This window comes from Aceticella sp. 75b-Ac, assembly GCF_056032965.2.
In genome coordinates, this window is the sequence record NZ_CM190971.1 from 210,713 (window position 1) to 223,747 (window position 13,035).

8 protein-coding genes and 1 riboswitch are annotated in these 13,035 nt (G+C 35.7%); all 8 genes read left to right on the plus strand.

Going from position 1 to position 13,035, the window contains the following annotated elements:
* The first annotated feature begins 46 nt into the window (after positions 1 to 46).
* The 8 genes from selA (at position 47) to AC0LWJ_RS01125 (ending at position 13,028) form a co-directional block, all read left to right on the plus strand.
* The gene (gene selA, locus AC0LWJ_RS01090; RefSeq protein ID WP_474237191.1) at positions 47 to 1,426 is read left to right on the plus strand and encodes an L-seryl-tRNA(Sec) selenium transferase; all 1,380 of its coding nucleotides are present in this window, start codon (positions 47 to 49) and stop codon (positions 1,424 to 1,426) included.
* A gap of 2 nt (positions 1,427 to 1,428) precedes the next feature.
* On the plus strand, positions 1,429 to 3,300 hold the full coding sequence (gene selB / locus AC0LWJ_RS01095; protein WP_474237190.1) for a selenocysteine-specific translation elongation factor: 1,872 nt from the start codon (positions 1,429 to 1,431) through the stop codon (positions 3,298 to 3,300).
* An 81-nt stretch (positions 3,301 to 3,381) separates the two neighbouring features.
* A riboswitch (cobalamin riboswitch) is annotated at positions 3,382 to 3,558 on the plus strand.
* Between the two features lie 118 nt (positions 3,559 to 3,676).
* Positions 3,677 to 5,077, plus strand: a complete 1,401-nt coding sequence (locus AC0LWJ_RS01100; RefSeq protein WP_474237189.1) for a stalk domain-containing protein — start codon at positions 3,677 to 3,679, stop codon at positions 5,075 to 5,077.
* 78 nt (positions 5,078 to 5,155) lie between these two features.
* The gene (locus AC0LWJ_RS01105; protein ID WP_474237188.1) at positions 5,156 to 6,289 is read left to right on the plus strand and encodes an ABC transporter substrate-binding protein; all 1,134 of its coding nucleotides are present in this window, start codon (positions 5,156 to 5,158) and stop codon (positions 6,287 to 6,289) included.
* 21 nt (positions 6,290 to 6,310) lie between these two features.
* On the plus strand, positions 6,311 to 7,402 hold the full coding sequence (locus AC0LWJ_RS01110) for an adenosylcobinamide amidohydrolase (RefSeq protein WP_474237187.1): 1,092 nt from the start codon (positions 6,311 to 6,313) through the stop codon (positions 7,400 to 7,402).
* A 15-nt stretch (positions 7,403 to 7,417) separates the two neighbouring features.
* Positions 7,418 to 11,173 carry a cobaltochelatase subunit CobN gene (gene cobN / locus AC0LWJ_RS01115; RefSeq protein WP_474237186.1) on the plus strand — a complete coding sequence of 1,252 codons (3,756 nt, stop codon included), beginning with the start codon at positions 7,418 to 7,420 and terminating at the stop codon, positions 11,171 to 11,173.
* Positions 11,174 to 11,198: 25 nt separating this feature from the next.
* Positions 11,199 to 12,002, plus strand: a complete 804-nt coding sequence (locus AC0LWJ_RS01120) for a sirohydrochlorin cobaltochelatase (RefSeq protein ID WP_474237185.1) — start codon at positions 11,199 to 11,201, stop codon at positions 12,000 to 12,002.
* Positions 12,003 to 12,020: 18 nt separating this feature from the next.
* The gene (locus AC0LWJ_RS01125; RefSeq protein WP_474237184.1) at positions 12,021 to 13,028 is read left to right on the plus strand and encodes a FecCD family ABC transporter permease; all 1,008 of its coding nucleotides are present in this window, start codon (positions 12,021 to 12,023) and stop codon (positions 13,026 to 13,028) included.
* The last annotated feature ends 7 nt before the right edge of the window (positions 13,029 to 13,035 follow it).

The window sequence follows — 13,035 nt, forward strand, 5'->3', positions numbered from 1 at the left end:
TAATTATTGTTAAGTATTGTAAACTTTTTTGAACCAGGAAAAAATATTGAACAATTTATTTAAGAAACTGCCTTCGGTTGATGAAATTTTGAAAGAAAATGATATAATTAAACTTCTTGAAAACTATAAGCATGATTATGTTGTAAAAATAATCAGACAGGTTTTAAGTGATTATAGAGATAAAATATCTCATAATATTGAAGTAACAATAAATAAGCAGGAAATAGTCAAGCGAATCTTGGAATATTTATCAAAAAATACTCATTGTAATTTAAAAAGGGTTATAAATGCAACGGGTGTTGTTATTCATACAAATCTCGGAAGGTCTATCTTTCCTGATGAATTAATAAAAAATTTATGGGAAGTAACAGCACATTATTCTACACTTGAATATAACATTGAAAATGGGAAAAGAGGTTCAAGATATTCTCTTGTTGAGAAGCTTTTATGTGAGGTTACAGGGGCAGAGGCTGCACTTGTTGTTAACAACAATGCTGCAGCAGTTCTTCTTTCTCTTTCAGTAATGTCGAAAGGGAAAGAGGTTATCGTCTCAAGAGGTCAGCTTGTTGAGATAGGTGGTTCTTTCAGAATTCCTGATGTTATGTTGCAAAGCGGAGCAATATTAAAAGAGGTCGGTACGACAAATAAGACACATGATTATGATTATACAAATGCTATTAATGAGAATACCGGTCTTATATTAAAGGTTCATACTAGCAATTTCAGATTAGTAGGTTTTACGGAAGAGGTTTCTACAGAAAAATTGGTAGAGATATCTGAAAAGTATAACATACCGATTATGGAGGATTTGGGGAGCGGTGTATTAGTTGATTTACGCAAATATGGGTTGCCATATGAACCAACAGTGCAGGAAGTAGTTAAAGCAGGTATGGATATAGTTACATTTAGCGGAGATAAGCTTTTAGGTGGTCCGCAGGCAGGTATAATAGTAGGGAAAAAATCTTTTATTGATTTGATGAAAAAACATCCTTTGACAAGAGCAATAAGGGTCGACAAGATGTGTCTTTCCACATTAGAATATATATTGAGAATATATTTATATAATGAGCCTGAGAAGATTATACCTACATTGAAGATGTTAACACTAAATAAGGATATTTTATACGAAAGGGCGGTTAAACTTAAAGATATTCTTTCCAATATAAACAAAGTTAAAACTGATATAATTGAGATATCTTCAATGGCAGGTGGAGGTGCACTGGCTGAACAGGATATTCCTTCATATGGTATAAAAATTGAAATAGATAATTTAAGTTCAAATGATATTGAAAATAAATTTAGAACAGGGGATATACCAATAATATGCAGAATCGTTTCTGATGCAGTAATCCTTGATGTACGGACCCTATTAGAGGATGATTATGATATCATTTTCAAGTCAGTTAAAAAAATAACGGAGGGTTAACATTGAAAAACATAATTATTGGTACTGCAGGGCATGTTGACCATGGTAAAACAGCTTTAATAAAAGCATTAACAGGGCGGGATACTGATAGGTTGCAGGAAGAGAAACAAAGAGGAATGACAATCGATTTGGGATTTACATATTTTGACCTTCCTTCTGGAATAAGAGCTGGAATAATTGATGTTCCCGGTCATGAAAAATTCATAAAAAACATGCTTGCAGGTGCTTATGGAATAGATATTGTACTGCTTGTAATTGCGGCAGATGAAGGTATAATGCCTCAAACAAAAGAGCATATAGATATATTATCATTTTTAGGAATAAAAAACGGAATAGTTGTTATAACAAAGTGTGATATGGTAAATGATGAATGGTTAAATATGATGAAGGATGATATTAAAAAGGGGCTTTCTTATACTTTTTTAAAAGATGCTCCGGTAGCAGTAGTATCATCTCTGACAGGAGAAGGAATAAACCAATTAATTAAACTAATTGATGAAAAAGCTCAAAATTTTAAAAAAGAAATAGGGGAGGGCATATATAGACTCCCAATTGATAGAATTTTTTCTGTAGCAGGTTTTGGAACTGTTGTAACGGGTACATTAGTTTCAGGCATGATTAAAATCGGCGATAAGGTTATGATTTATCCTGATATGCTTGAAAGCAGGGTTAGAAATTTACAGGTACATGATAAGGATGTTAAGGAGGCCTATGCAGGGCAAAGAACTGCTATAAATCTCGCAAATATTAATACCGATAAATTAAAACGAGGCGATGTTATTGCACCGCCCGGCGCAATTGAACCATCAAATATAATCGATGTTAGGTTATCACTATTAAAATCTTCTAAAATAATAGAAAATCGGGACAGAATAAGGTTTTATACAGGTGCTTCCGAAACAATTGGAAGGATTATTCTTCTTGATAAAAGTGAATTAAAAGCCGGAGAAAATGCGTATGCGCAGATTTTGCTTGAAAATTATGTTTCAGTTTTAAATGGAGATTATTTTGTAATAAGAACATATTCACCAATGATAACAATAGGTGGTGGAATAATCCTTGTTTCAAACCCGTTAAAACACAAAAGATTTAAAAATGATGTTATAGAGGAATTGAAAAAAATTGAAAAATTTGGTATGGATTTTTTAATAGAAAAGAAAATTTCAAATTCTATTTTACCTGTGGCTTTCAGTGAAATTGAAAGAATAGCCGGGATTTCAAATCTTGAAAAAATTATAAATAGTAACCCATCAATTATCAAACTTAATAAAAACGGCATTATATATTTATATCATAAGGAAACCTTTAATAAGGTATGTGAAAATGCAAAAAATATTTTAGCACAGTACCATAAAAATAATCCTCTAAGAGAAGGCATGCCAAAAGAGGAATTTAAATCAAAGATTTTTAAAGATTTTAAAAGTAATTTAAACGAATTTATTGTAGAATTAATGGTAGAAGAAAAAATTATAAAAATCAAAGGACAATTTGTTTCCTTATGGGGTTATAATATAGTTCTAACACCTGAACAAGAAACCATTAAAAATGAAATTATGAAGGTATATGAAAATGCAGGATATAATGTGCCAAAACCAACAGAATTTCCGGATTATAAAAAGGTTGCTGCTGTATTTGAGTATTTGACAAATGAAGGTAGACTTATTAAAATAAATGAAGAAATATTTTTAACTGAAAATAATTTCTTGAAGGCAAAAGATATTTTGACAAATTATCTTAAAGAAAATAAAGAGATAACGCTTGCAATATATAGAGACTTATTAAAAACAAGCCGGAAATATGCAGTAGGTATTCTTGAATACTTTGATTCTATAAAACTTACAAAGAAAGTTGGTGATATAAGGATACTGTATTAAAAATAAAAATTTAATGGTACAAAATTGATAACTACTTGACAACACTGTAATTTATAGTTTAAAATTAATTAAAGGCAAAATTAAATAACAAGAGCTTCAGGTGCTTTTAAAGCTTGATAGGGAAAGCGGTGAAAATCCGCTGCAGCCCCTGCTACTGTAATGAAGGACGAAACCGTATTAATTCCACTGGGAAACCGGGAAGGAATGGGAGTAGGATGATATCAGAGCCAGGAGACCTGCCTGAATGCTAAACTGGCCTTCGGAGGGGAGGGAACGGTATATGAGGGAGATTTATGTTTTAAAACTCCGGTTATGACTGTAAAAGGCTGTAACCGGAGTTTGTTAACGTATTATGAAATTTATGGAGGAGTTAATAGTGAAAAAGAAGATTTGCTTTCTAATGATTTTTGTTTTGTTAATGTCATTGTTTCCTGCTTTTGGACTTGCAGATACAGCCAAGTCACAGGAGACACAGGTTTATCTAAACGGTATAAAGATAAATACAGGGGATGTTTCGCCATTTATAGAAAATGGCAGGACAATGGTGCCAGCAAGACTCTTTTCTGAGAATCTCGGTGCAGTTGTAAATTGGGATGATGCTGCACAAACTGTTACAATACAAGGTCAAGATGTCAGTATAAAATTAACCATTGGCAAAAATGAAGCTGTTGTAAATGGCAAAAATAAAACCCTTGATGTTGCACCTGTCGTTTTATCGGGCAGGACAATCGTTCCATTGAGATTTATTGTAGAAGCCTTCGGTGCAGACGTGAAGTGGGATGATACAGCATTTAAGGCAGTAGTGACTTGGAATGTTAAGATAAAAGATTCAACGGGGAATGATGTAACAGTACCTGCATCCGGTTTGAATAAAGTAGTTGTATTAAATACCAATATAGCTGAAGCAATGAGGATATTGCAGGTACCTGACGATTTTATAGTAGGTGTAAGTGATACGATTCAAAAGAAGCCTTATTTAGGTCTTAATAATAAAGTATCTGTTGGTTCTTGGATAAGTCCTGATCTGGAAAAAATAGCAGAGCTTAAGCCTCAGGCAGTTCTAACATATGGTAAATATCCTTCAGAAGATATAAGGAAAAAGATTGAAGCATTAGGAATAAAGGTTATTGGTATTGACTTTTATTATTTAGAAACATATGAGCAAGATTTAAAAAGAACTGCTTTACTTTTTAATCGTGGAGGAAAAGCTATTGAATTTTTGAATTGGAGAAATGAAATTTTGTCGAATATAGAAAATGGTTTAAAAAATATAGATGAAAAAGAAAAACCTAAAATAGCATGTTTGAGTTTAATGGGTGGTTTTAAAGAAGGAAAATATTCAACCTTTCCGCCAGGTTCTTCTTATGCTCAGGTATTAAAATTTGTAGGCGTAAATAACATAGCAGCCGATTTGAAATCTTCTTCAAGTATGCTGAATGTAAGTGGAGAATGGTTAATAGCAAAAAATCCGGAACATATTTTATTTGTGTATTGTGATAAATTAGGTTATACAACAAATGATAATTCTGCTGTTATGAAATTAGCAAATGATATTAAAAAAGATCCTGTTTTGAATAAAACAGATGCAGTTAAGAATAATCATATGTACTTTATAAATATCTCAAATTTAGGTAATTTTATTGAATCAGTTTATCTTGCTAAATGGTTTTATCCTGACCGCTTTAAGGATGTCAATCCCGATCAGGTTTTAAAGGAGTATTTTGAAAAATGGCTTGGTATACCCATGAAAGGCATATGGGCTTATCCGGAACCATAAAAGCATATCAACAGAAGATAAAGATATTTAATCAAAAACTTAAAATTTAATTTATGAAGAGAGGAGTTAAATGTTATAATGAAAAAAACTATTTCAATTATCATGTTGTTTACATTTTTGATAGGCTTATTTTTAACCGGCTGTAAAACACAGGAAAAGACACAAGAGAAAACGGCTTCGAAGTCTGCAATAACTGTTCAGTATGCAAAGGGTTTCAAGATTGAGAGTATATCTGACGGCATAAAAAAGGTTACTGACGGTGACGGAAGAGAAATGCTTCTTGTATCTTCAGGACAAAAGGCTCCTGATAAGTACAAGGATTTACCGGTTATTTATACACCAGTAAAAAAGGTTATTACAGCTTCAACAACACAGGCTGCACTTTTGCGTCCCTTAGGTGTCCTGAATACGGTAGTCGGTGTTACAACACCGGAAAATCAGTGGTATATCGATGAAATAAAACAAGGACTCAAGAATGGAAGCATTAAATATTTGGGTCAGAATTCGGCACCAAACTATGAAGAGATAACAAAGATTTCTCCAGACGTAGTCTTTTTGTATACTCAGTCAGGTATGGCAGGTACAGAGGATTTTCCTAAAAAGCTGAAAGAACTTGGAGTACCTTATGCCGTCGATAATGAATGGCTTGAGAACGATCCAATCGCTAGGCTTGAATGGATAAAGTTCCTTGCGGCTTTTTATAACAAAGATAAAGAAGCATCTGATTTCTTTAACAATGCTGTGAAAAAAATCAATGAAATAAAAGATAAGGTTCCAAAAGAAAATAAGCCGAAGGTAGCATGGGGTCAAATTTATAAAGGGATGGTTTATGTTCCGACAGGAGGTTCATATGTTGCAAAAATGATAGATATGGCTGGAGGAGATAATATTTTCAAAGATGTACAACCTACTAAAACAGGCAATGTTACCATGACTTTGGAAGAGTTTTATGCAAGAGCCAACAATGCGGATATATTAATCTATCCAGCTTCAACAGTTTACATGCCCTCAGTTTCCAAGTTGGTTGAGCAAGCTCCTGTTTTAAAAGATATAAAGCCTATAAAAGAGGGTAAGGTTTGGTGCCTTCAGCCTCAGTACTGGCAAGATTTAGACAAGACTGAACAGGTAATTGCTGATTTAGCGGCAATATTTCATCCTAAGGATTTTACCGGACATAAGTTGCAAGAGTTTGAAAAGCTTCCTGAAAAATAAAAATACAGGAGGGAATGGATTATGATGATATTTGAAACATCATGCGCCGATCAGGTTCATAACTATGCTAAAAGCATTGTAGTGGTATTTAAGGGTAACAGAAAGGTTTTAAGTACTTCATGTATAAATGGAGGATTTAGGGAGGACCTTACATCTATTTTTAACCATGATGGGAAATCAGGAGCAGGCATGGCATGTGTTTTGAGGGCTCCAACCTATGAAGAACACATGATGTTAATAGCGGAAGAGCTTGGTCTCGATAAGGAACATACAGCAGGTATGAGTACAGCAGCCTCAATGGAAAATGTATCAATTAAAGTTAAAAATTTCAATGAAGTTACAGTTACTGCTATTGTAACAGGAGGGGTAGAGGTTAACGGAGGAAGGGCAGGAGATCCTTCCTCCTATTATGAAAAAGACGGAGAAATTTGCAAAATAAACGGGACTATAAATATTATTCTTATAATAGACGCAAACCTTCCTGAATATACCATGGCGAGAGCTCTTATTACCTGTACTGAAGCTAAAACGGCGGCTCTTCAAGAACTAATGGCAGGAAGCAATTATTCTACTGGGATAGCAACAGGTTCAGGTACTGACAACGCTATTATTGTTTGCAATGCTGAATCGCCTGTTTTATTAAAAAATGCGGGTAAACATTCTAAACTTGGAGAATTAATAGGCGTTGTCGTAAAAGATGCGGTAAAGGAGGCTCTGTATAAGCAAACGGGACTTTCTCCTCAATACCAACATAGCATATTGAAACGTTTTAAACGATATGGCGTAAGCGAAGATAGTCTCTGGAATACGTACATGAAAAAAAATAACAAAGCAAAAACAGAAAAAGCCTTGTTTATACATAATCTTCAAATCCTTGAAAAAGAAAATAATCTTGTAACCTTAACATCTCTTTATATTCATTTACTGGACCAGATGGAATGGGGACTTCTAAATGAGGATGAAGCCATATGGGGAGCTTCTATAATTTTAGAAAAGCTTAAAAACATTCTTGATATAGAAGGAGTAGAGATAGAAAATAATGGAGGAAATTCTATGAAGAATATAATAAGGGCTTTTGAAGAGATTATAGCAGAAGCAACAGGCAAAAGATGAAAGGGAGGATTTTATATGGCGATAAAAATATTGTTTTATACTGCCATTGATACGGAATTATCAAACGTGAGTAGTGCTGTAAGAAATATTTATTCAAAATATGGTGATAGCGTTAATTTAGCTGCTAGAAGCAAAAGAGATGTTGATGACTTAAAAAAAGAAAAAGACCTCATAAATTTAGCCTTGGGTTCAGATATGATAATAATTCATCTAATGGGAGGGACTGATTCGCTACCTTCTGTTAATAAGATTTGTGAGATAGGTAGGGAAAAAGGAATAGAAATAGCGGTTTTACCTTCTTCGGGAGAAAACTATCAGGAACTCCTTAAAATGGGAACATTAAATCAAGAAGAATACTTCAAGGTTTATCATTACGTTAGTTATGGCGGTGCTTCAAATTTTGAGAATCTTTTTCTATGGATTTCCAATAGTATTTCAAATACCAGTTTTTCTGTTATAGAACCTAAACCTCTTCCATGGGAAGGAATATATCATCCTGATTATCGAGATGAAATTAAACCTGAAACTTTTATACAGGAAAAATTAAATGAGAAAAAGCCAGTCATAGGAATCCTTTTTTATCAAAGCTACTGGAATGCAGAAAATTTGGAATTTATGGATAATTTAATAAAAGAGATAGAAAATCAAGGTGGTGCAGTTATTCCTGTCTTTTTAACTGCATCAAAAAATGACGAGCTTGGCAGTAAAGGGATTGAATGGGTAATTGATAATTACTTTATGCAAAACGGTATAGCAGTTGTTGATGCTGTTATAAACACTCTTATGTTTTCACAGACTGTTGCCACACCGACATTTAGCAGGGTACCAGGGGGGAATTTTTATCAAAGGCTTGGCAAACCTATCATAAAGGCTATTCTTACCATGACACCTTATTCTGATTGGAAAAATAGTTTACAAGGATTCGGACCTCTGGATGTAGTTATGAGCATGGCGCTTCCTGAATTTGACGGTGATATTATTACTGTTCCTATTGCAACGAGAGAGGAGCTTGAAAGGGATCCTCTAACAGGAGCAGTTATGACCAAATATGTTCCGATAAAAGACAGAATAAAAAAGGTTGTTTCTCTTTCACTTAATTGGGCAAAGCTAAGTCATAAACCAAATTGCGATAAAAAAATCGCTATTATATTTCATAATTATCCGCCGAGAAATGACAGGATTGGATGTGCTTTTGGACTTGACTCACCTGTTAGTGTGCACAAATTACTTGTGGAGATGAAAAACGAGGGCTGTAAGGTAGAAGATATTCCCGAAAGCGGAAAGGCATTAATGGAGAGAATGTTATCAGGATTGACAAATGAAAGAGGGTGGCTGAGTTCAGAAGAGATGAATAAAAGGGCTATAGGGAAGGTGCATAATAAGGAATATGAAATGTGGTTTGATAATTTTCCTTTATTACCGCAACAACAATTGGAAAAAAGCTGGGGCAAACCACCCGGAGAGATTTTTTCCTGTGGTGAAAATATTTTGATTCCAGGTATACTATTAGGTAATGTTTTTATAGGGGTTCAGCCTACAAGAGGTTTCTTAGAGGACCCGGCAAGTATCTATCATAGTCCTGATTTGCCTCCACCGCATCATTATCTGGCGTATTACAGATGGATCAGGGATGTTTTTAAAGCCGATATTGTCTACCATATTGGAAAGCATGGTTCCTTGGAATGGCTTCCTGGCAAAGGGAACGGTCTTTCGGAAGAATGTTATCCGGATTTAATTCTTATGGACCTTCCCAACGTTTATCCTTACATTATAAACAATCCGGGAGAAGGAACACAGGCTAAACGCCGTTCTCATGCCTGCATCATTGACCACCTTATACCAGTTATGACCAGAGCTGACACTTATGAAGAAATGGCGGATGTCGAGGTGCTCATCAAAGAATATAATGAAGCTAAAAGCATGGATCCCGGGAAACTTACGATTTTACGCAGTCTGATATGGGAAAAAGTTGAGGTTTCAAAGCTTGATAGCGATTTAAAAATAACAAAAGAAGAAGCGGAAAAAGACTGGGAGGAATTTTTGGAAAAGATTCATTCTTATCTCTATGATATTAAGGATTGCTTGATTCGGGACGGGTTGCATATACTGGGTCAGCCTCCCGAGGGAGAACCCCTCGTAGAGATGATATCTGCCTTAACGCGCCTTTCTAATGGATCAGTTCCATCATTAAGAGAAACACTTGCCGAATTTTTAGGTTATGATTATGAGGAATTAATAAAGAACCCCGGGTTTTATTCTCCTGAGATTTCTGCTACATATGCGGAGATACTTGATGTTATCGATGAAAAGAGTAAAAAGCTTATAAAAGCTTTTTATGAAGAAGGTTTTGATAGGAATAAAATTAAAGATATTTTAACAAATATTCTTGGTAAAAATACGGCAAAATTGGAGCAGGTTATGGAGTTTATAAGTGATAATGTCGTACCGGCTCTTAAAGGCACTACACAAGAGGTTGAAAATTGTATTAAAACCCTTGGGGGAGATTTTGTACCGCCCGGACCCTCGGGTGCTCCAACAAGGGGGAGGGTGGATATTCTTCCTACCGGACGAAATTTCTATTCTATAGACCCACAAGCGATGCCCACACGTTCATCCTGGAGAATTGGTGTCGAGCTTACCAATTCGCTCTTGCAAAAATATATGGAAGAAACGAATGCTTATCCGGAAATGATAGGGATTATCGTATGGTGCACTTCCAACATGAGAACAGGAGGAGACGATGTTTCAGAAGCCCTTTATCTCATGGGTGTAAGACCGGTGTGGGATGAAAAAAGCGGAAGGGTTAAAGATATATCTGTCATTCCTCTTGAAGAACTTGGAAGACCCCGAATTGATGTTACCTTCAGGGTAAGCGGAATGTTCAGAGATGCCATGCTGAATGTTATGCACCTTTTAGACAAAGCAGTGGAGATGGTAGCATCACTTGATGAACCCGATGATATGAATTATGTTGCGAAACATGTAAGAGAAGAAATCAATGATAAGGTTTCAAAGGGGCTTGACTCTAATAAAGCAAAAGAAGAAGCATTATGGCGTATATTTAGTGATAAACCGGGAACTTACGGAGCTGGTGTAAGCGACCTTGTTACATCTAAAAATTGGAAAGATGAAAAAGACATGTGCAATGTTTATGTTAAATGGGGTGGTTATGTATATACAAGAGATACCTATGGTCTTGAAGCGAAAGATGTTTTTTCCGACAGATTGGCTTCTGTGGATGCCACTGTTAAAAATGAAGATACCAGAGAACTAGATATGTTTGACTGCGATGATTTCTATTCATATCACGGAGGTATGGTGGCAGCAGTAAAAGCTCTCAAAGGCTCTTTGCCGCATTCGTATAGCGGAGATAGTTCGGACCCTGATAGGGTTAAAGTGAGAACACTCGAAGAAGAAACGCGTCATATATTCCGTGCACGTATACTTAATCCAAAATGGATAGAAAGCATGAAACGGCATGGATATAAAGGAGCGGGAGATTTCTCGCATATGGTGGAAACTGCCTTTGGCTGGGATGTAACGGCAGAGGTATTGGATGACTGGCTTTATGAGGAATTGGCAAAAAAATATGCGTTGGACGAGGATATGCAGGAATGGTTTAAGGAAGAAAATCCTTGGGCTTTGAAGAACATTGTGGAAAACCTTCTTGAAGCCATTGAAAGAGACATGTGGCAGCCTTCTGAGGAACTTAAAAATGAACTGAGAGAAGTTTACTTAGATATTGAAGGTGAATTGGAGGAACGTACTTAAAAAACTAATGTGAGGAGAGAAAGAAATGGGAAAAAATGCGATACTTCTTGTGGCTTTTGGTACAACTGTAAAAGGTGGATTTACCTCTTATGATTTCATAGAAAATAAAATCAGGGATACTTTTCCGGGAATCGAGATTCGATGGGCTTATACCTCTGACTTTGTAAGAAGAAAACTTGCCAAGAGAGATGGGATTTACGTCGACAATCCTCAGCTTGCTTTGGCAAAACTTCAGGATGAAGGCTATGAACATGTGGTTGTTCAATCGCTTCATATTTTTCCAGGAAGCGAATACAACGATCTAAAAGAGATTATATGCGGGTTTGGCATGATGAAAGGAGCCAAGGGGGACCTTGGGTTTAAAAAGTTGAAGATAGGATATCCTCTTCTTTATGGTATGGAAAGTTATGAAAAAGTTGCTGATATATTTAAACAGCAGCTTGCAGAGGAAAAAGAAGATGTATTCCTTGTACTTATGGGACATGGCTCGAATCATCCTGCGACATGTTCATATGGTTGTTTGAATGATATTTTCAGGCATAGATGTTTAAGAGTTATATTGGGAACGGTGGAAGGTTATCCATCCTTTGATGAGGTTAAGGAGGATTTAAAAAGTGTAAAAGCCAAAAAGGTTAAATTAATGCCTTTTATGATTGTTGCAGGGGACCATGCCGTAAATGATCTGGCTGGTGATGATGTGGATTCATGGAAATCACAGCTTTTAAATGAAGGTTATGAGGTGGAGGTTTCGCTTGTTGGGTTGGGTGAAAATGAAAAGATAGTAAATATTTATATAGACAATATAAAAAAGGCTTATGAAGAGTTTTGAGGGGGTAAATAAGGTATTATGATGCAGATGGCAAAAAGAAGATATATGGTTTTCGGGTTTTTGATTTTGCTTCTTCCATCAGTAGTTATATTTGGTATAATGGTAGGGTCAGTCAAGATATCACCTGGAGAGGTAATAACCCAGTTAATAACCTGGGGAAATGCCAAAACAGTTATGAGTAAAATAATATGGAATTTGAGAATACCGCGCATATTTGGAGCAGTTTTAGGTGGTGCGGCTCTTACTGCTTCCGGTATCTTGCTACAGGCGTTGTTTAGGAACCCTCTTGCCGAACCGTATATACTTGGTATTTCTTCAGGAGCAACCCTCGGCATGGCTCTTAGTATCTTAGCAGGAATAGGTTTTAGTCAGTCGCCATATGGATATATGACTCTTGCTATTTTAGGAGCCTTTTTTGTCACAATTATGATTCTTTCTGTGGCAAGGTTTGCTAAAAGTTCTGTAGTCTTGTTGCTTGTAGGGCTTATGTTTGCATATATTTTTTCTTCTATCGTAAACATCTTAATAACATTTGCTCCTGATGAGAAGGTTAAGAATTTTACCCTATGGACACTTGGAAGTTTTTCCGGACTTACATGGACTCAGTTAAAGGTGCTTTTTTTTCCTACAACAATAGGACTTGTACTTGCTTTTTTATGTTCTAAGCAGCTTAATGCTTCTCTTTTGGGAGAGGAATATGCAAAAAATCTAGGAATAAATCCTAAGCGATTCCGCTTTTACACTGTTGCTGTTGCGAGCATTTTAACAGCTAGTATTACAGCTTTTGCCGGACCGATTTCCTTTGTAGGTTTAGCAGTGCCACATATAACACGATTAATGCTTGGAAGTTCTGACCATCGCTATTTGCTTCCAGCTGGTATGCTGTTAGGGGCAAGTTTTACAGTGCTTGCTGATACCGGAGCACGTACATTGGCGGCACCGGTAGAACTGCCGATAAGTGTCCTTACATCGATTGTTGGCGCACCTATTGTTATTATTCTGCTTTTGAAAAAAGGAATAAAATAGAGGTGAT

What these genes read in the sequence shown, in the direction of transcription:
- AC0LWJ_RS01105 (WP_474237188.1), top strand. Translation starts at nt 5,156, where the DNA reads ATGAAAAAAACTATTTCAATTATCATGTTGTTTACATTTTTGATAGGC.
- AC0LWJ_RS01110 (WP_474237187.1), top strand. Translation starts at nt 6,311, where the DNA reads ATGATGATATTTGAAACATCATGCGCCGATCAGGTTCATAACTATGCT.
- cobN (WP_474237186.1), top strand. Translation starts at nt 7,418, where the DNA reads ATGGCGATAAAAATATTGTTTTATACTGCCATTGATACGGAATTATCA.
- AC0LWJ_RS01120 (WP_474237185.1), top strand. Translation starts at nt 11,199, where the DNA reads ATGGGAAAAAATGCGATACTTCTTGTGGCTTTTGGTACAACTGTAAAA.
- AC0LWJ_RS01125 (WP_474237184.1), top strand. Translation starts at nt 12,021, where the DNA reads ATGATGCAGATGGCAAAAAGAAGATATATGGTTTTCGGGTTTTTGATT.